Annotated in this window: 15 protein-coding genes; 4 read left to right on the top strand and 11 right to left on the bottom strand. The window is 46.2% G+C overall.

Annotation, left to right across the window (positions count from 1 at the left end):
• Window positions 1–141 precede the first annotated feature (141 nt).
• A complete protein-coding gene (locus K0H81_RS14530; RefSeq protein WP_220058784.1) occupies window positions 142–2,808 on the bottom strand; it encodes a beta-N-acetylhexosaminidase in 2,667 nt (888 codons plus the stop codon).
• Window positions 2,809–4,085: 1,277 nt separating this feature from the next.
• Here K0H81_RS14530 and K0H81_RS14535 point away from each other — a divergent pair.
• Window positions 4,086–4,805: a SapC family protein gene (locus K0H81_RS14535; protein ID WP_220058785.1), complete on the top strand. Its 720-nt coding sequence runs from the start codon at window positions 4,086–4,088 to the stop codon at window positions 4,803–4,805.
• A 97-nt stretch (window positions 4,806–4,902) separates the two neighbouring features.
• On the opposite strand, the gene K0H81_RS14540 is transcribed toward K0H81_RS14535, so the two are convergent.
• The 3 genes from K0H81_RS14540 to K0H81_RS14550 all read right to left on the bottom strand — a co-directional run bounded on the left by K0H81_RS14540 (window position 4,903) and on the right by K0H81_RS14550 (window position 9,787).
• The gene (locus K0H81_RS14540; protein ID WP_220058786.1) at window positions 4,903–6,429 is read right to left on the bottom strand and encodes a tryptophan halogenase family protein; all 1,527 of its coding nucleotides are present in this window, start codon (window positions 6,427–6,429) and stop codon (window positions 4,903–4,905) included.
• Window positions 6,430–6,566: 137 nt separating this feature from the next.
• Window positions 6,567–7,001 (bottom strand): IS200/IS605 family transposase, encoded by a 435-nt coding sequence (gene tnpA / locus K0H81_RS14545; RefSeq protein ID WP_220058787.1) that lies wholly within the window; start codon window positions 6,999–7,001, stop codon window positions 6,567–6,569.
• A 161-nt stretch (window positions 7,002–7,162) separates the two neighbouring features.
• Window positions 7,163–9,787: a TonB-dependent receptor gene (locus tag K0H81_RS14550; protein WP_220058788.1), complete on the bottom strand. Its 2,625-nt coding sequence runs from the start codon at window positions 9,785–9,787 to the stop codon at window positions 7,163–7,165.
• 412 nt (window positions 9,788–10,199) lie between these two features.
• Here K0H81_RS14550 and K0H81_RS14555 point away from each other — a divergent pair, with 412 nt between their 5' ends.
• On the top strand, window positions 10,200–11,219 hold the full coding sequence (locus tag K0H81_RS14555; protein WP_220058789.1) for a LacI family DNA-binding transcriptional regulator: 1,020 nt from the start codon (window positions 10,200–10,202) through the stop codon (window positions 11,217–11,219).
• An 83-nt stretch (window positions 11,220–11,302) separates the two neighbouring features.
• Here the strand turns inward: K0H81_RS14555 and K0H81_RS14560 are convergent, their stop codons facing one another.
• Window positions 11,303–11,641: a P-II family nitrogen regulator gene (locus K0H81_RS14560; protein ID WP_011864914.1), complete on the bottom strand. Its 339-nt coding sequence runs from the start codon at window positions 11,639–11,641 to the stop codon at window positions 11,303–11,305.
• A 250-nt stretch (window positions 11,642–11,891) separates the two neighbouring features.
• Here K0H81_RS14560 and K0H81_RS14565 point away from each other — a divergent pair, with 250 nt between their 5' ends.
• Both K0H81_RS14565 and K0H81_RS14570 read left to right on the top strand, forming a co-directional pair.
• Window positions 11,892–12,404 carry a GspH/FimT family pseudopilin gene (locus tag K0H81_RS14565; RefSeq protein ID WP_220058790.1) on the top strand — a complete coding sequence of 171 codons (513 nt, stop codon included), beginning with the start codon at window positions 11,892–11,894 and terminating at the stop codon, window positions 12,402–12,404.
• A 136-nt stretch (window positions 12,405–12,540) separates the two neighbouring features.
• Window positions 12,541–13,026, top strand: a complete 486-nt coding sequence (locus K0H81_RS14570; RefSeq protein WP_220058791.1) for a GspH/FimT family pseudopilin — start codon at window positions 12,541–12,543, stop codon at window positions 13,024–13,026.
• A gap of 40 nt (window positions 13,027–13,066) precedes the next feature.
• Here K0H81_RS14570 and K0H81_RS14575 read toward each other — a convergent pair whose 3' ends face one another.
• Genes K0H81_RS14575 through pilV form a run of 6 tightly spaced genes read right to left on the bottom strand, consistent with a single transcriptional unit; the run spans window position 13,067 to window position 19,260 of the window.
• Complete coding sequence (locus K0H81_RS14575; RefSeq protein ID WP_258406301.1) at window positions 13,067–13,333, bottom strand: TapY2 family type IVa secretion system protein; 267 nt, start codon at window positions 13,331–13,333, stop codon at window positions 13,067–13,069.
• Window positions 13,334–13,362: 29 nt separating this feature from the next.
• Window positions 13,363–13,755, bottom strand: a complete 393-nt coding sequence (locus K0H81_RS14580; RefSeq protein WP_220058793.1) for a type IV pilin protein — start codon at window positions 13,753–13,755, stop codon at window positions 13,363–13,365.
• 3 nt (window positions 13,756–13,758) lie between these two features.
• Window positions 13,759–17,307 (bottom strand): pilus assembly protein, encoded by a 3,549-nt coding sequence (locus K0H81_RS14585; protein ID WP_220058794.1) that lies wholly within the window; start codon window positions 17,305–17,307, stop codon window positions 13,759–13,761.
• Window positions 17,308–17,311: 4 nt separating this feature from the next.
• On the bottom strand, window positions 17,312–17,746 hold the full coding sequence (locus tag K0H81_RS14590) for a pilus assembly PilX N-terminal domain-containing protein (protein WP_220060869.1): 435 nt from the start codon (window positions 17,744–17,746) through the stop codon (window positions 17,312–17,314).
• Between the two features lie 5 nt (window positions 17,747–17,751).
• Window positions 17,752–18,738: a PilW family protein gene (locus K0H81_RS14595; protein ID WP_434086870.1), complete on the bottom strand. Its 987-nt coding sequence runs from the start codon at window positions 18,736–18,738 to the stop codon at window positions 17,752–17,754.
• Window positions 18,739–19,260: a type IV pilus modification protein PilV gene (gene pilV / locus K0H81_RS14600; RefSeq protein WP_220058795.1), complete on the bottom strand. Its 522-nt coding sequence runs from the start codon at window positions 19,258–19,260 to the stop codon at window positions 18,739–18,741. It abuts the gene before it with no gap.
• Between the last annotated feature and the right edge of the window lie 195 nt (window positions 19,261–19,455).

Raw genomic sequence — 19,455 nt, forward strand, 5'->3', positions numbered from 1 at the left:
AACAGGGAGGAAAGCGGTTATCGGCTCTCGGATAACCGCGCTAGCTTATATTGCATTTTCATTAGCTGGCTTAAGTCGCTTTTTCATTAGCTAGCTAAAATGAGCTATTTAGGCCAGTAGACTAATGCTGTCAGCGAAATGCTAATTGACCTTGAGTATGCGCCCCTTGCGGATACCATCGGCGGCGACGCCTCTGACCTCGACTCTACCTGAGACTCTAACCGCCTCTGTATATTGCTGCCACTGGCCGCCATCGACTCGATACTCTATTCCAAGCCCAGGGTAGATGCTGTTTGCCTGCAGGTAACCCTCCTTGATCTTGGCGCCTAGGGTTGGCACACGATAGGCTATTCCAGCCCTATCCAGCTTAGCCAGCTCCTTATAGCCTAAGGTGTTGGCAAAGGTCTGCCACTGCATGCGCTGCCTCTCGCGCATCTCGGCCGTGAAGTAGTTTGTCTCAGGGCCATATTTAGCCCCCTGATATTGATATGGCACCTCCCAATCGGCCTTGTGCCATGCCCTTTCAGCCAGCACTAACAGGCGAGGAAACACCATATATTCCACCACTTGATCTGAGCGTATGGTCTCGCTCCAGAGCTGGCCCTGGATCCCTTTGAATCTAACGCCTTGATTTAACGGCCCGCTGAGGCGTTTGCCCTCTTCATCCAGCTTAAGGGTATCGTCGGCCTCAAATGACTTACCTTCGATATCCGTCCACTGCTCGGCGTTGGCTGGCAGGTTGTCGGGCATGAAGCTAAATAGCTTGCGCTCGTTAGTGCTGCGACTCGCCCAATAGTATCCATGCTCTTTAGGATCGGCCTCGTAGGGGAAATCGAAATAGAGTACTTCGGGATTACTCAGCACAGTATCCCAGCCCAGGTTGGTCTGTGCATGGGCGCGCTTATGGCCGCCATGGGCAACCACATCCCAGATGTTAGTTTGATTCTTTGCTGGCATACGCTCGGGTCGGGTATGGCTCATGCCATCGCTCCAGCCCGCAGTTTCGATCCCTTTATCGGCCAACATCTTGGCTACCCGCTCGATAAAGTAAGCCCCAAAATGTGCCTCGCTATCCAGGCCGCTGTCTTTGTCTGCAAGCAGTGCCTGACAGACGGGTGACTCGACCCAGGCACCGGCGGTCTCATCGGCGCCGATATGGTAAAGCTCCAGGCTCTGATCCGCAGCCTGATGCAGCTTGGCTATCTCGCTCACCACCTTGTCGACAAAGTGATAGCTGGAATCCATACAGACGTTGAGCGTGTTGTCGTCGTAATATTGGATCGAGGCGTAGCGAGTCTTGTCCAGCGGGTCGATGAGGCGATACTCGTTAGCCGCGGCTTCATTGCCTTCAGCCATCAGACGGCGATACCTGGCCTCCATCGACTTGATGGCGGCGCGCGAGTGACCCGGCATATCCATAGATGGGATCACCTGAATTTGGCGCGCGCCGGCATACTTAAGGATCTCGATATAATCGGCCTTAGAGTAGAAGCCATTAACCTTGCTGTCGCCATCGGGGCCGCTGCCCAGCTGTGGCAATAAGCAGGTATCCTCCTGCAAGTCGTGACAGCGACGACTGCCCACCTGGGTCAGTTCGGGCAGGCCATCTATCTCCAGGCGCCAGCCCTCATCATCGGCCATATGCAGATGCAGCTTGTTTAGCTTGTAGGCCGCCATCTGGTCTAGAAGATCTAAGATAAACTGCTTGCTGTGAAAATTACGCGCCACATCGACATGCATGCCGCGAAAGTCATATCTAGGCTCATCTTCAATCTCCATGGCATTGAGCGATAGGGTGTCGAGAGAGATAAGGCTTGTTAGCGACGCCAAGCCATAGGAGAAACCTGCATCATCGCTCGCGTCTATGGTGATGCCATCAGAGGTAATATCGAGGCGATAGCCCCCTTCGGCGAGTTTAGTCGTCGACGGCTCTAACTTGAGTAGAATACCTTGAGGCGATGACTTAACGCCAAGGCGGGCCAGGCGCGCCAAGGCCGCCTCGATAGACGCCTTAGCTACACCGCCAGCATCCAGATGATAGCCAGAGGCCAGGGATAACACTGGGCTTTGACTATTGATTATTTGTCGCTTGGGCGTTGGGATGATCGCGTTGACAGCAAGCTCTGGGCGACTCTCAATATCCTGGTTTGCATCAAACAAGACCTGAGGCGTCGCCCACTTAAGCTTATCGGTATCGCTACGCTTATATTGGCTCTCGGCGCTGACATAGGCCTCGACATAGGGCCGCTGCTCCATGCCGGTACTGGCATCGACAGTCAGCTGAGTGCTGCTGATGATCTCGGGCTTAAGGCCGGGAACGACGATATAGTAGTTGGGCATGGCATCGGTTTCCGACAGCTGCCACAACTCCCCGAGAAAGGCGATGTCGACCGGCTGACCTTTCTGGAAACTGCTAAATTTATCCGTGGGCGTGATGCGATGCAGATCCCCTTTAACCTGAGTCAGCTCAAAGGCATCGGTTAACACCTGTTTCACAGGCCGCATCTGGCTGTAGTAGATAGCCCAATCCTTACGGTCAAAATCGACACCCGGGACTAATTCGATCTGGGCGGCAAAACAGCGGCCATCGACACCTGTTGAGGTGCACTGCTGAGGATAATTGGTCAGGGTGTGATAATTAACGGCAAGGCTAGTAGCAAACTGATACAGTACCTGCTGAGCAGAACTTTCGCTGACCTGCTGCGCCGCGACGCCTTTATCCTTGGCAATTTGGTTAGTGGTTGGCTGACTGCACCCAAACAGTCCCAGGCTCATGAGTAATGTTATTGGAATGAGCTTATTATTCATTGTTATCCTCACTTTTCTCGACTTGAACTATCAAGTCTCATTGCAGCCACCCTTCCCCGTCAGCATAGGCAATCAGCTTCCTGCTATTGCGATATCTGAGATAGCCACCACTTTATGCCAATCCTAATAAATAACTGTTCAAGCTAACTTGTTAAAACGTTCGATAACTGCATTACTTTTTTGATTGTAGAATCACTACTTACCTAAAAATTCAGCCTTGCTCTCAATCGTTTTCCCTGCGCTATTGCTGATCACTTACTTATTGCACTTGGTCTTATTTGCCGCCGCATCTTGCCCTATTTGCAAATAGATGCAACGGCGAAAACAGATCATAGTCAGACTTTTATAAACCTTGCAGATCCCCGAAACCGACCTGACTACGGCTTGCAGTCTGGCTTTGAAAAGCCATCTGACAATGAAAGAAATCTGTTTATTTAATCTGAAGCTCTGCAAGACAGCGAACGCCCTGCTGTGCTTTGCTCGCTGTTGCGCGTTTCCCTAAAGCCCACTCGTCAGGAATCACTCCGATTCAGAAAAAAGCGCTAGATGCATCATGTATCAAGTGCCACCGATAAAGGCGCCTTTTGAGACATAACACATCTAGCCATCTCTAGTATCTGGGGAGAGACTATAGGAAAAAACAAACACAATAACCATTGCTACAAACTTAATGGCTACTGCCAATGCACAGGTTAGGAGACCTCTTCCTAACAATGCAAACCTTACAAAACGAACGTGCCACACAAGCAAATGACAACGCTGTCATTCATTAATCTACCTAATAAAGAACAGAATTTCTACATTTTTTTGACATTCTGAGGCAATTTTTTATCTGCCCGTTGAAAACCGCCAGTCCCAGACACAGCTACAAAGACAGTACCCAACATCAAATGCCACATAAATATGACAACGCTGTCAACTGTTGATAACATCCAGGAGATACTCAAAGCCGAAAACGAGCACCAATGCTAACGAAAAGGACCTATGAGTATGGGTGTGGCGCCAGATGATAGTGTGGAGAAAATGGGAGGTCTTATGAGAAGAGTATCAAAAAGAGCAAGCTTATGCCCTCCCAGTGATAAATTTAATTCGAAGCGCCGAACAGTGAAAATTGCTCAACTTAACGCCTTTATCGCACCACTTTAGCGCCTACTAGATTTAATAGTACTTGCACTATGGTCGCCACTAGCGGTAAAAGATTAACCCAGCGTTTCCCTGCCTAACAAACAATGGGCTGGGAACAGACACCACAAACTAAAATTAACTAAGGTAAAAACATGGCAAAGATTGTCCCCCTATCGACAGAAAAGCATCTCAACATCAAGCTGACTCATTCAAACGATTTCAGCCGTTTCAACAAGGAACACCTGATCCCTGTACTGGCCAGGGAGATCCCTAGCCTGGCAGCCGAATTTCCCATCGTTTTCGTGAAGAATGGCGAGACCGGCCAGTTTATTCCAGTAGCCATCATGGGGATCGAGCCCGAAGTTAACCTCTACTGCCAGAGCAACCAATGGGATGCGCCAATCAGCCCAATCGGCTTTAGCAATGCGCCGCTGTCCATCGCCAGAACCTCGGAGGAAGGCGACAATGTGATCGTCTGCATCGATGAGGAGAGCCCTATGGTGTCAGAGGACGCTGGCAATCGACTCTTCACCGACGAGGGTGAGCGCAGTGAATACCTGACGGCGCGAACCAATGCCCTGCTGGATGTTGCCGCCATGCATCAACAGACACAGGCCGTTTGCCAATACCTGGCAGATAAGAACCTACTGGTTTCTCAGCAGCTAACGATTAAGCTGGAAAGATCTGAGCAGAAGATCAACATCAATGGTGTCTACCTGATCGACGATAAGGTGCTGAATGAGCTAAGCGATGAGGATTTCCTCGAACTTAGAAAGAAAGGCTTGCTGCCTATCATTTATGCCCACAGAGCCTCGCTTAATCAGCTGTCTCGTCTCATCGCCAAGCAAAATGAGTTCGATAAGCTGCAATAAGCATCCGCTATAAGCTAATGACGGGACGTTGGAATTAACAGCGCCCCGCCAAAGCAATTGTGCCCATTCAAAAATCAGGCATCATGGCACTTTGAGCTCAACATTTTTGTAAGCCATATACCGCGATCTTCTCTAGCAAATCCCTATGTTCTGGCAGCTCCTTCATCAGGTGCTCACCCACACTCGTTATCTGCCTAGCCTGGGCCTGGCAGGCTTCTCTGCGATCTTTACCTGCAACTTGAGGCGCCGTTGGATAATGCATGCCATAGAGGACATAGAGATAGTTCTCTAAGTCGAACACCTCAAACTTGCTGAAGAAGTCTTGCCTTATGGGGTAATGGTTTTGCCACAGCTTGAGTCGAGTGGCGAGCTCACTCGGAATCGTTTCCGGATCGCGATTATCGACCCAGAACGGCGAATCACTCCTGTCTGACAGGCAGTAGTGCATCTTGATAAATTCGACGACGCGCTCCCAGGCATAGGTCATCACCTGATTAAATTGTTCAGAGAGCAAGGCAAGCGCCTCACTATCCTTAGGCATGCGATTAGCCACGAAGCCTGCGGCAAAATCGGTCAGCAAGATAGAGGTGGCTTCCAAGGGCTCGAGGAAGCCCTGAGCCAACCCCAAGGAGAGGCAATTCTTATGCAAGAACTCCCTGCGATAGCCAAGCTTCATCGGCAAGACCCGATACTGATACTGGGCGACATCCTGCCCCAGATATCGGGAGAGCTTGTTAAGCGCTGTGTCATCATCCATATGTTTAGAGGAGTAGACAAACCCGACACCGCGCCTATGGGTCAAGGCGATATCCCATATCCAGCCTGCCTGATGCGCCGTCGCCAGGGTATAAGGCGGGATCGCCTCGTTCTCATCGATAGGTACCTGCACTGCTATCGCCTTGTCGGCAAACAGCTGATGAGACTTATCGACAAAGGGCACCTTGAGCGTCTTGTCGATAAGCAAGGATTCAAAGCCACTGCAATCGATAAAAAAATCCGCGCCGATACTGCCCCGGCAATCGGTTTCCAGGGAGGCGATCTCGCCGTTCTCCGTTAACGTGACCTCTTGCACATTGGCCATGATATGTTCGACGTTGAAACGCCTGATGGCATTTTCGGCAAGCAGCTTGGCAAACTTAGCCGCATTGAGGTGATAGGCGTAACCCAGCGCTCCCTCATATTCGCTGTGGGTGATCCGCTTTGGCGCTCGCCCGGCTTCGCACACCTTGTGCTGAGGAGAGACCATGTCGCCGTATGCGGCATTAGCATTATCTAACCAATGTTGGGTCAGATCCTCCCCCAAAGGGCTCGGCATATCGAACAGGTGATGATAGAAATTCCCTGCCCCGTGACGGTCCTTATCCATCCAATTGACGAACTTGATTGACTGCTTGAAGGTGACGTCACATTGACGAATAAACTCAGATTCACTTATCCCAAAGCGTTTCAGGCTCTGACGAATGGCGGGTACTGTACCTTCGCCAACCCCTATGATGGGAATATCGGGAGACTCCACCAGCGTGATGCTCACGTCTTGGCGATGCTCAAGGGCCTTGCCCAAGTGATTGGCCGCTAACCAACCTGCCGTGCCGCCGCCCAATATAAGGATACGCTTAATGTCCATGGTTTCACCTCTGCCCTACTCTTTGTCTAATTAAAGGTCGGTGCGAATAACAAGTTACTACTAAAAAGCCGGTGCTAGTAAAAATCCACCTTCTGAAGAAGGTGGCTTTGTATTAGCCCCCTGAAAGGGGGCGTTGCCTAGTTCAATTCCAACTGCGGCTGTTCCTGCTTTTCAACCTTTTCCTGATGGCGAACATACCTTCTTATGACTTCTTCATTGATTCCTACTGTGTCAACAAAGTACCCTCGCTGCCAAAAGTGGTTACCCCACAACTTATTCTTTCTTAAATAAGGATATTTACTGAAAATTTTTAGAGCTATTTTACCTTTTAGAGCTCCCATCAATTTTGAAATAGACAGCTTTGGAGGCACTTTAATTACTAGATGTACATGATCTATTTGAACATTGAGCTCAACAACAGTGCAGCCTAGCTGTTCACTGTAAACTTGAATACAGCGGTATACATCCTTACCCAATTTGTTTTTTAGAAGCCTAAATCTATATTTAGGCGTCCACACTATGTGATATTGACATCGCCAATACACATGCGATGCTTTCTCATATCTACTCATGTTTTTTGTCCTCTGTTACTTCGCTAAAAGTCAGAGTCCAATTAACATGAGTAGATATTCAGGCAAAGCCTAAATTATGATAACCACCTACTGAAGTAGGTGGTTTAGGGCTGAAAATAAAAAGCCCAGCATAAGCCGGGCTTTGTACACTCATGTGTCGATTAGAAACGCAGTGCGACACCCACCTTGTATCTCGCTTCGCCTTCGAAGCTCCATACCGGGTAGTTATCTTTAAACTCGGCGATCACATCTGGGTTGTCGACAGGCGAGACACCGATCTGGATACTGTCTTCCTCTGTGAGGTTAACGGCTTCGAAGGTCAGATCCATCCAATCGGTCACGCTGTAGTTCATGCTCAGATCCAGCGAGCCATAGTCTTGGTGCTGACGGTTACCATAGAAACCTGGTAGCTCACGCATCATGTATTCGCTGCGCCAGTTGTAGGCCAGACGCGCAGAGAAGCTTTCCATCTCATAGTAGCCCACAAGGTTAACCGTGTGCTTAGAAGAGTCAGAGAAGACACCCACTTTATCTGGGTAGTTCTCGGCAGGAGAGCCTGCATCGGCGAAGGTATAGTTAACCGAGTAGCCAAGACCATTTTCGAACGAGTCTTGCAGCTGTAGTTCAACCCCTTCGATATGACCACCGTTAGCATTGTACTTCTCGCTGACAGTCCAGCAGTCATAGACGCCAACACCACAGGCGCTGTAGCCTTGATCTCTGAGGTTATCGTCTTCGATGCCAATCTGTTGATTTAGCTTCTGACGAGTGGTGATGAAAGAGCTCACGTCTTTGATGAAGTAAGTCAAAGAAGCCAGACCCTCACCGCCGAAGTACCATTCCAGGCTCACATCGGCCTGGGTCGCCTTAAATGGCTCCAGAGCAACAGAACCACGGTTAAGCTTCTCGTTACCTGGCGTGCCATCGTTCAGCCCAGGAAGAGTCGAAGTGGCAAACAGGTCTGCGTAGTTAGGACGAGACATCACCTGAGCCGCTGTGGTACGTAGCAAGAGATCCGGTGCTAAGTCGAACGTCACGTTGATGCTTGGCAATACGTCACTGTAGCTCGACTTGTCTGTGCTCAACTCATCGGCGAACTGACCGCTTGAACTCAGCGCATAGTAATCAGACTCGATATCGGTGGAGATGAAACGTAGACCAAAGTTACCGCGGATCCCTTCCGCCTCGAAGTTAGCCATGGCGTAGGCGGCCAGGTTCTTCTCATTCAGAGTACCGTAACCAGACTTATCGCGGGTGAAGCCATCAACAGAGGCCTTAGCGTCACGGATCATGGCATCGAAATTTGGCTTAGGCAGAGTAAAACCTGCGCCAGATGAGATGGTGCCTGAGTAGTATTCAGAGGCATCCTTAGCCACTATGTCACCCACTATTGCCGCGTCAGTTTGCTGTGTCACGTCATGGTCGGCATAGCGCACGCCGGCTTTAATCGAGGTGATGGCACCAAAATCAACCGGGAAGGTCAGATCGAACTGAGCATAGGTCTCTTCGTCGGTGTTAGGCTGTTTCTTCAGCGCCCAACCTGCAGTTTCTAGCTGACCATTGAAGTCGCCCGCATCGAAAGACTTGTTGGCAATGTCGATAATAATCTTTTCACCGGTAGCGTCATAGTGACCGGCGAAGTCACCAGGCTGACCGATAGAGTTACCATAGTTAGAAGTTAGGCTGGTACCACCATCCGCCTTGGTATTACCTACACGACCTTCGAGGGTAAAGTTGTCACCCTCATATTTAAAATCCAGATCATAGGTGTCAGACGACATCTCGGCTTCACGTGCCCAAGTCTGTGCCCAGGCAAAGCCACCCTCACCCGTATGGGTGATATCGGTACAGACACCTGCGGCGTTGGTCTGATTACAGGTGCTTACGCCTTGCTGAGTCGGGAAGAGGAAAATAGAGGTGTTGGCGTTGTTTGCCTTGAGATCCAGGCTAGTCACCGTTAGGCCAAACTCTAAATTATCGGTCGGACGATACTGGGCTGCTATATTATAGGCGGTGCGCTCACGATCTTGCTGAAAGGTAGTCGGCACAATTTCCCCCCAGCCCAGCAGGGTCTCGATACCGTTACGCTGATAATCGGTTTGAGAGCCAGCAGCTGAGACCAGAACACCGAAGGTCTCGTCCTCGTTTGCCCAGCTATACAGGCCAGAGAGGGCAGGATCTGTCTCTTCAGAGACAGTACCATAGTCGCCCTTGGCACTTAGAAATAGTGTATTGGCTTCTAAATCTAAAGGTTTACGTGTCTTAACCACCACGGTGCCACCAATGCCACCTTCGGTAATGTCAGCCTGAGAAGATTTATAGACTTCAATGCCACTGATCATCTCGGGCGGTAGCAGAGAATAGTTAAAGCTACGGTCGATGGCCTGTTGGTCAAACCAACCTGTCGAGGCAACAGAGTGACCATTTAACAGGGTACGGGTTAACTGAGCCGAGGCGCCACGAATCGACACCTGCTGACCCTGACCAAACTGACGGTTAACGCTAACACCAGGAATACGACCCAGCGACTCTCCTACGTCACCATCAGGGAACTTACCTATATCTTCCGCCGTAACGGCGTCGACAACGGCATCAGAGAATCTTTTGGCGTTAATTGACGCCTTCATCGAAGCACGCAGACCACGTACTTCAATTTTTTCAATATTATCAGTATTGACCGCTTCTGCATCGGCCTCTGCCGCTAAAGCAGAAACAGACACTGCACCACTCATCAGCAGGGCAATATTTGTAGCTAGTACACTTTTCTTAAAAGTAGATGGTCGCATCTCGTTTCCCTTCCATAACTTTATTATCTTTTTTCGTATTCATAACCATCCCCGAAGGAATGACAACGCTGTCATGTGAGTGCAAAGATTACACAACAATTAACAGATGCGCCACAACAAAATAACCAAAAGCAGGAATTTCTTTGGATTTATACATTTATCAAACAAAACACGCTCTTTGCATCTTGTTGCAATTTACTGATAAACAAGGATAAAAATCACTAGCTTTCGAAACGGGACAAATGTAATTCGGGATAGAAATCAATTTGATGATTGCTTAATAGCGTAAAACTCAGCAATATTGTCGCCAGGGGAAGTGAGATCTGCTGTGTAACCATACAGTACATTGTTTGAGACATATTTGAATTCTGAAGCAGCTAGACGCTGTGCAGACACAAAGAGTATCCGCTAGATGAAAGTCACCATTAATGACGTCGCCAAATATGCCGGCGTCTCCATAAAAACGGTTTCACGGGTCACAAATAACGAGCCTTCGGTTCGTCAGGCGACGATTGATAAAGTGAATCAGGCGATTACCGCACTTAATTACCAGCCTAATGTCGCTGCCCGTAATCTAGCCGGCACAAAATCCTATGTGATCGCCTTTGTCTACGACAACCCCAATGCCTACTATGTCATTGATATGCAAAATGGTATTTTGTCTTCCTGTAAGCAAAGAGGCTATGAGCTACTCATCCATCCCTGCGATGCCAAGTCAGATAATATTTGTCAGGAGCTGGTCGATATGGTGCGCCATGCCAGGCTGTCAGGCTTGGTATTAACCCCGCCGCTATCGGAAGACCCAAAAGTCTTGGCGGCCCTGGATCAGATTAACGCCAATTATGTACGCATTATTGCAGGGGAAGAGGTGAGCCCAACCGATGGCTTATCGATCCTGGTCAACGATAAACATGGCGCGGTTTCCATCACCCAGCACCTTATCGATCTCGGCCATAAAAATATCGCCTTTCTAAGCGGTGACCATCAGCACGAATCCACCAAGGAACGTCTCGCCGGTTTTAAGGCCGCCCTGCAAAGCAATCATCTATCCCTTGACGAGTCCAACATCATCAATGGTCAGTATTCTTTTGAGTCGGGTGTAGAAGGCGCTAAAACACTGCTAGCGAAAGCCAATCGGCCGACGGCCATAGTCGCCTGTAACGATGAAATTGCCGCGGGGGCACTCTTCGCGGCCAGATTAGCTGGAGTTGCGATACCCGAGGAACTCTCGATCGTGGGATTCGAAGATAGCCCCTTCTCGAGACAAACCTGGCCTAAGCTAACCACAGTCCATCAACCAAATAAGTTGATTGCGCAAACGGCAACCGAGTTACTTATCGAGAATCAGGGCAACAAGCAGAGTGAGACGACTCACCAGGTCTTCATTCCTGAGCCGGTACTGAGAGACTCATCGGCAAGCCCAAAGGCTTAGGAATTGGCATCAAACTTTGATTAATGATTTCTATAGACAATAAAAAACCGCTGATATCTCAGCGGTTTTTTATAACTTTAGACTTAAACGGCTTCTTCGTTCTCTTCGCCGGTACGAATTCGAATCACGCGTTCGACTTCGGTAACAAATATCTTACCGTCACCTATCTTACCCGTTCTCGCAGTATCGACGATGACTTCGAGCGCCTGATCTAGCTGCTCATCTTGAATAACCAGCTCAATTTTTACCTTAGGCAGGAAATCCACCATATACTCGGCGCCGCGGTAGAGCTCCGTGTGCCCTTTCTGGCGTCCAAAACCTTTGACTTCAGAAACCGTCATGCCGGTAATACCGATCTCCGCCAGAGATTCGCGTACATCATCTAACTTAAACGGCTTAATAATGGCCTCGACCTTCTTCATCAAACGCTCCCTAAAATTCTGCTAACCCAATTCGACAAAACCTAAGTTTATTAGGCACTAGCTTATCACGTCCACCCAAACCACCAAAGATGATTATATCGAGAGATAAAATGATTCAATATTCATAGAGCAGAACAATATATGCCCATCGCCTAAACTTGAGCTAACTCTTCTATACTCAATGAACTCGCCCCAAAAACGAGTTCAGGTCATTGCAGGAAGCATAGACTACATACAGCAAGGATTAGCTATGAAACATCATAATGGATTCACACTCATTGAATTAATGGTCACACTCACCGTTGCGACCATACTCCTCTCGGTTGGCCTACCAAGTCTTACAGATCTCTATCAGGCTTACCGAGCCGATTCAGCGATAAGATTAATCCAACAAACACTTCAGTTTGCTCGAAATTCGGCAATTAATTATGGCGTATGGGTAACGGTATGCCCAGTCAAAGATAATCAATGCGCTAATGATTGGCACTTAGGACTAAGTGTATTTACCGATTCGGGGACCAGCAACCAGCTCGATGGCACTGACAAATTACTGATACAAACAGGTTCATTTGATAGTGGTGACTTTGTCTACTACAACCGCGCCTCTGCTCGTTTTCAACCCGATGGACTTGCATCGGGCAGCAACGGAACCTTAAGGTATTGCCCTGGCTCGGCCAACAGTCCTTACTCCAAAGCCGTTATCGTCAATCAAGCCGGTAGGATACGCTTTTCAAAAGAGAAAAATATCAGCTGCAACCAATAACAGCTCCAAAGCTAACGACTCACGCCAATTTTAATCAAGCCGACAAATTATTGGCATTAAAAAGAATAGCTTATATATACTGAAATCCTAAAACTTCTCGCTTATACTAGTGTTAAGTAAATAGAGGATTTTACTCATGATGAAGAATAAAAATGGGTTCACGCTGGTTGAGCTCATGGTGACTATAGTCATTGCTGGAATTATTATAACAGTTGGGATCCCATCCTTAACAGCTGTATATGAAGGTGTCAGAGTAAATAGCAATATTGAACGAATCAATAGCATAATGTCGTTTGCCAGAAATCAGGCGATAAGTTACGGTGCGACAGTCAATGTCTGTCCTTTTGCCTCGACAACCTCTTGCGGGACAGATTGGAAAGGAGGAGTTAGAGTATATCTAACCGATGCGAGTGGAACCGACAAAGAACTCAGAGTGATTGATAGCTTCAATAGTAAAGACTCTGTCAAAGGTTCTGGCTCGCTGATAACCTTTCGCGCAGACGGCTTGTCTTCTGGAGGTTCGATAATCTATTGCCCGAACGGCAAAAGCAGCGAATCTAAAAGCCTACTCATTAGTAGCAGCGGCCTCATCTCATATGGTGCCGATGGAAATAGCTGCTAAAATTAAAGTCCCTAATAGCAGGGACTTCTATACCCAAATACTACCTGAGGGTACGTTTATCTACAGCATTTGCTTTATCGCTTGTAAAGGAGTTAGACAGCGGTACGCATTCCTCAACTTCTTTAATAAAGTACTTCTTTCCTTTAACATCTGTTAGTTGTTTTCCTGGCAATCCGGCTACTCTAAGCAATAACTGGCTTTCTTCCCACCTATAAAAAACAACTTGCCCTCCTTTTGGGGTGCTACTAATGAAACACTTATAGTCTTGCATCTTCGCATACGCTGGTGTTATCAGTGCAATCGACATTAGACATATCGTTGTGCTAAACAGCTTAATCATTTCCAACACTCCTTTGACGGGCCTTTAATTCCTGCATCCGTCATGGTTATAGTCGCACAAGCCGTATCCCTGCTAGCTTGAGTGCCAATTGCCGTAGCAGTTACCGTGAATGTCGCCCCACCAGTAGAAGCCACTTTATAGTGCTCATGCTCAGTAACCAAAGGATTTGCGCTCATCCCTAATTTGGTTAAATCACTTGCATAAGTTCTATTATCCAAATAATACTGCTCTTGAAGGTTTGCAACCTCCATCACCGCGGCCACGCCCTCAGCTCGTCCACTTTTTGTCACATAATCAATGTATGAAGGATAAGCAATTGCAGCTAATATCCCCACTATAGCTACAGTGATAATAACTTCGATTAAAGTAAAGCCATTTAACTTCTGCATTAATTAATTGCTCTCATCCAGGTGATAATAAATTCTATTTGTACTTAACCCACTACCTAATGATACAGTACCTTTACACTCACCCTCTTCACACTCCCCTTTGCCAACACCTATAATGTAAGCCGTAGATTCTTCCCCCTCTTCTGGCTTAGGTATTACAATCTGAGGCGTATCTGGTACCCGTTCACCAATCTCATAATAGGTTTCGCTGTAAGATCTGGTTCCCTTATGCAGATCAAACACGTATAAACGCCCTTGTCCGGCAAAGCCACATATTCCAGCATCCAAATCGACATCTGTTCGAGTCGGAGGAATAAAGGAAGTGAAGTAAACTTTTCCATCAAATATCAATGACGCAGATAAAGTTTTTTCCCCTGTTACACTATAGTCATAATACCAGCCTCGCTTAGTACCGAAAGTAATTTCTTCACTCTGTGATGACGGTGCTGCAGTGGTGACATCGTAGAGATTACTAATAGTTAATGCCGCTGGCGCATCTGTACTAGTAAAGGTTTTAGTAACTACATTACGATCTTGGAATACATAAAACATATCATTCGTATTTATATCAAGAGGATGAGTTCGATTTCCTGTCCCTATAGTCACAGCATCATATGGCACACTCTGATAAGTGAGTTCGCCACTATTATTATGAATATTATTAAACTGAGTCTGTGCGACAGATGGCTCTGCAAAAAACATCCTGTCATTTGGAGAGGTAGATGTCGCAATAGATGCAAATTTAAATGTAGACCAAGTCGATTGCATTTTTCCTGGCATATCTATACGCCAAATATTCCCACCAATATCGGCAGCATAGATTCTATCCGTTATACCATCATTATTGCTGTCTAAAACAGCAACTTTATTAGGCACACTTGCCATGCCAGTATCAGAAAACTTTTTAATGAAAGCACCAGATTTGGCATTAACAATATAAACCGCCTCTCCCGTACCTTCACTAGAGGCCATCCCCCCCCCAATAACTAACACGGGATCATCAATACCAGGCACAAAGGTGACCACAGGCTCTGACCAGGATTGACCTAGTTCTTCAAATCCAGTCGAATTTGAATCTATTTTCCATTTATAGCTAGGTACATCCGGATTCGTAATATCCAACGCATAATAAGAAGTTCCACCTCTTCGCATACCAAGGAATACCCAAGCCTTGTTGACTTTCCCACTAGAGTCCGTTTCCGTATAGGCTACTGGTGAAAGATCCATTCCATATACGCTATGCTCTCCTGTAGGAGCATTCTCTCTTAACTTAGGGATATTCATCCAAAGTTCTTGAGGCAAAAATGCCCAGGTTTCAGTGACCGAGCCAATGGAATAATCACCACTACCCGAATCAGAATCCTTAAACATGTGAACCAATCCCTGATTAGTTCCCACTATAACCCTCACATCCAGGTTTTCCGTTCCATCCGCATTTGGTTTCTCACCAAAGTTAATCGCTAAAGGTTTAGAATGCAGAGGATCACCCATAATATCTTCTCTGGCATCATAAATATTACCATCTTTGTCATCGTCGTCGACATCAACTCCAAACAACCAATCTAAATCCTCTTGCGAATAAGTTGAAGCAAAACCGGAAGTTCGAATATCCATAATACTAGAACCGGAATTAGTCTTTATATTACGATTTTTTAAAGTCGACCTCAAAATGGGCAGTACGCCGCCAGAATTAACCTTATTCCCATCGACATTATTTGCAGAACAAGTATTCCAATAGGTACAGGTAGACGCGGCAATGTTACCATTAGAATCAATTGCTTTAGAACTTCCTCCTGGACCAACAATCTCTCCTGAAGAATTGACCTTTAACTTCTTAAGATTTCCACTCCATCTTGGCCCCTTTCCGGGTAAGAACATTGCAAAATAAGCGGAGTTATAAGTCTGTGTCTTATCAAAGTTGTTACTAGCAATACTTGGTGAGGTGAATGATGAGTCAATTGATAAAATAGACTTTAAGGCATCATCCATTGCCGCAACAAGATCAAGACCATTCTTAGCAACATAATAACCTTTAGATATACCGGAATCATCTCTAGGGTTACCGCCCCTAAAAGCAGCCTCCTCCAATAATTTGGCCGCAACGTCAGCTCCTTCAGAAAAGCCTATCGTAAATAACCTAACATTCTGTTTATTATCTATACCATTAACATCTTTAACTCCCTTAACCATATCATTGTTATACATATAAGCGGCTAAAGCTGGCAAATAACTGGTTTCCGTATCTCCCCAAGAATTGACAAAATCAAATCCTGAATAGTTTGCACTATTTTCAGCAGAGCTTGCTAAAGATATGATCGCACTATCTGCATTACTATCAATTGTCGGCGCTCCATCGGTAATATAAATAATATAGGCCGTATCAGGACATTTTTTAAATGGCGTAGTATAATTCCCGCCAGTAAGGATACTTGGAGGGGAGTTAGGAATATAGCCATCGATTTTATAACTGCCCTGAGCATTCTTATCATCATTACCAAAAGTAACGGGACCACCGCTAAAGTACTGGTAAGCCTCATAAAGAGTTTCGCATAAAGGAGTGTTGGTTTGAGCAGGCATGCCATTAATCAAAGAAATCAAAGAATTCTGATTTGTAGAGGTCATCTCCTTAATGTCATAAACAATACGCCCGCCATCAGCATCCCCTTCACTTGGATAATTCAAATTAAATACAGCTAACCCAGCATCAATAGGAATAGATAATGATGTCAATGCTGTAGTCAATGCATCTTTAGCAACTTCCAAACGAGTACCTGTCCCACCACTGTTCTGTCCTTCCTCTGTGGTAGTAACCCACTGATACCAAACTAAATAATGGGCTGTATAAAGGGTTACAGGAGTACCTTTGCCAAATTCTGTACCACCTAAACTTGATTCTCTATCAGCAGCAGTTGCTCCTGACGTATACATATCCTTGGTGTCTATAGGATAACCATCCGCAAAGGCAACTGTGCCCCCCCCTTGCTTTTTTCGTCCCGGATTCTTAGGATCGGATTCTAAAATATCCTGATGGCAATCGACAATTTGCCCAGTATTAAACCCTTCATTATCGGCAAGCGGATACCACTTACCAGTCTTCCCACTAGATTTAAACTCGCGTAAATATCCAGTATAACGTCCTCGTTCTTTGAGAGCTATTGCAGCTTTATTACAATTATTATTATCAGCATAAAAACGACGCGAATCCTTCGGCTCATCTGGAGTTGGCATGTTACTGGTATTATCTATACCGCCAGCATTCCAATAAATTCCTTTCTCATTTATATAGCCGGAATAGCCAGCTAAATAATCACCGAAACCATCAGCATAGTCACAAATACCATTTGCTTTATCATCAGCAGAACAATAGGAACTAGTCGCATTCTGATCCTCAGTTGACATACTACCTGAATTATCAAATACAAATAAAACTTGAGGCCTTTTACCCGAGCGAACATTCGAGTCAATCAAATAGAGCTCTGTATCATCAGCTACAGTCATTCCGGAAATTACGACCATAGCCATAACTGTGCTGCATAGTAATTTCTTAAACATAATCCTAGTTTCCTGTAAGTACTTGCTGTTCGATGCCGGAAGCCACTGTTAGAGAGCCAAGATTATCTCGGCCAAAAACGGCAGTACTGGTGACCTGAGCACGACGACAACTCACTAAATTAGCCCCTGTCGCATTGGTAGTTCTTTGACAGCCAACATCCTTAACTGCCGTCTCAGGGAGTGGGGTTATCACTTGCGTGCTACTAAAAGTCGTCTCGGTGACCTGATTAGAAAGATTTGCAAAAGCGGCGCCTGAGTAATTATCAATAACTTGCGAAAGCCCACCGTCCGCTATTGCCTTAGCCTCAATTCTTTCAGAGCCAGCACCAGACATACGAAGAGACTGTGTAGAGTTAACAGCTAACGCAACACCTATCACAGTCATGATAATGAGAATTATCAGGGAAAGAAAAAGCACTATCCCCTGCTGTTTTTTCATCATCTTTAGCTCCTTATCAGTACTGGGTTCTCCAATACCACCGTTGTCGACATAACCTTACGTCTAAAATTATCTTTGATAGGCTGTATCTGCTTATCACCAAGTTGATAAGTTGTCTCGTTCGTATACGAAGGGTCACTCTGGACGGAACGAACTAAGATAAAAACTTTTATCGCAACCAAGCGTTGAAATGATTCATTATCCCACATTAGTGAGGTCACTTGAGATTCGGGAATGTAGCGATCCGGCGTGCTATCGCCATCGTTGTCAAATCCATAAAGGAAACGAACATTTTCTATTCCTTCCACTAATTGCTCAAAATTATTCATTCCCTTATTTGTTAAGGTAATTCGTCGTAATACCGGAGTACCAGATGCATCATCGGCGATATAATAAACATGATGTTGATACTCCCAGATTCTAGGATTAGTTAGGGCTGCAGCAGGGTTAGCACCGACGAAAAATGCAACTTCACTAGAGTTCGTAGCGGCAAATATGGCATCACTATTACCATTTGCAACATTTGGCCCAATAAAGCGTTTCATCTGTAACACATCGGTATTTTTATTAACCGTCACACCAGCCAAGCAGCTTAAAGAGCTACCTCCAACGCCACTTTCATATCCCCACAATCGCCTGAAATGAGCAGGTTGTGTATTAGGAAGCGTCGCATTATTTAATCCAGCGCCAACACAATCAATGAAACCTGATGTGGGCACTTCTAGTACAGTGTTTGTCCCTACAACAAAATCCGTCCCTGTGATATCCCCCATAAATCCAAGCTGAGAGATATCTCGCTCCATTATGGCAAGCGCTATCCGTCCATTTTCTTGCAGCTGATTAAATTGACTTGTAGTCGTTACATTCGAAGACGACATACTAAACATAGTAATCAAGCCTCCACTTAAAAACAGACTTATAACGAGAGCCACCATCAACTCAACAAGTGATAAGCCCTTCTGTTTATTTGTTAATTTCAAAGCCATATCCATCTAAATGATCACTGTTTGTATTGAGTAAAGACGGCGTCGATTGCTTACTGTGCCGCAATCACCCGAGCTTCCGCCATCAGAGGTAGCTCTTATCCCTTTCCACGCCATAACAACATTTACGGTATTCCCATTAACCGTAACGCAAGCTGTCGGAGTATCGAGTCCTCCAACATTTTGCGCTCCCACGACCTCAGCCGCACCGATAAACGCTGAACGCCACTCATATAAATCCCAAGCGACAGTCTGAGAGGGAGAGCATAAGGCTGCGCCAGTACAGGCCGGATTTGGCAGAGTTGGCGCGCCACTATAGGTGCCAGCATAATTTGCTAACTGGCTAGGATTTAACTTCATGCGATTGATAATATCGTTGGCGTAGTAGGAAGCCTGGGTCTGCTGAAAAGACTCGAAGCTGCCTCGCTTGGAAACAACGTGTAGATTAAATATGCCGATCAGGCCAATAACAAGAATGACGAGCGAAACCATCACCTCTATTAGGGAAAACCCTTTCCCACGTTTTACCATGATGTCAAATCTCCGATATTAGCCATACTTTTGACAGTCGTTTCAGTCGTTTAGTCTTTTAAAATCTGAAAGTTAGCATAACTTTAAACTATACTAGTTAATCATAGATTAGTCGAATGTTACTCGCTAGTAATATTAGGTCTAAAAAGGAAATTCGATATGCCAAGGGCAATTTTTAGGCAACAAAAAAGGAGG

The sequence above is a fragment of the Shewanella halotolerans genome (genome assembly GCF_019457535.1).
GTDB lineage: Bacteria > Pseudomonadota > Gammaproteobacteria > Enterobacterales > Shewanellaceae > Shewanella > Shewanella halotolerans.

Bases quoted from the DNA above. Each gene is read 5' to 3' on its own strand.
- K0H81_RS14530 (WP_220058784.1), bottom strand. From the start codon at position 2,808: ATGAATAATAAGCTCATTCCAATAACATTACTCATGAGCCTGGGACTG.
- K0H81_RS14535 (WP_220058785.1), top strand. From the start codon at position 4,086: ATGGCAAAGATTGTCCCCCTATCGACAGAAAAGCATCTCAACATCAAG.
- K0H81_RS14540 (WP_220058786.1), bottom strand. From the start codon at position 6,429: ATGGACATTAAGCGTATCCTTATATTGGGCGGCGGCACGGCAGGTTGG.
- tnpA (WP_220058787.1), bottom strand. From the start codon at position 7,001: ATGAGTAGATATGAGAAAGCATCGCATGTGTATTGGCGATGTCAATAT.
- K0H81_RS14550 (WP_220058788.1), bottom strand. From the start codon at position 9,787: ATGCGACCATCTACTTTTAAGAAAAGTGTACTAGCTACAAATATTGCC.
- K0H81_RS14555 (WP_220058789.1), top strand. From the start codon at position 10,200: ATGAAAGTCACCATTAATGACGTCGCCAAATATGCCGGCGTCTCCATA.
- K0H81_RS14560 (WP_011864914.1), bottom strand. From the start codon at position 11,641: ATGAAGAAGGTCGAGGCCATTATTAAGCCGTTTAAGTTAGATGATGTA.
- K0H81_RS14565 (WP_220058790.1), top strand. From the start codon at position 11,892: ATGAAACATCATAATGGATTCACACTCATTGAATTAATGGTCACACTC.
- K0H81_RS14570 (WP_220058791.1), top strand. From the start codon at position 12,541: ATGATGAAGAATAAAAATGGGTTCACGCTGGTTGAGCTCATGGTGACT.
- K0H81_RS14575 (WP_258406301.1), bottom strand. From the start codon at position 13,333: ATGTCGATTGCACTGATAACACCAGCGTATGCGAAGATGCAAGACTAT.
- K0H81_RS14580 (WP_220058793.1), bottom strand. From the start codon at position 13,755: ATGCAGAAGTTAAATGGCTTTACTTTAATCGAAGTTATTATCACTGTA.
- K0H81_RS14585 (WP_220058794.1), bottom strand. From the start codon at position 17,307: ATGTTTAAGAAATTACTATGCAGCACAGTTATGGCTATGGTCGTAATT.
- K0H81_RS14590 (WP_220060869.1), bottom strand. From the start codon at position 17,746: ATGAAAAAACAGCAGGGGATAGTGCTTTTTCTTTCCCTGATAATTCTC.
- K0H81_RS14595 (WP_434086870.1), bottom strand. From the start codon at position 18,738: ATGGATATGGCTTTGAAATTAACAAATAAACAGAAGGGCTTATCACTT.
- pilV (WP_220058795.1), bottom strand. From the start codon at position 19,260: ATGGTAAAACGTGGGAAAGGGTTTTCCCTAATAGAGGTGATGGTTTCG.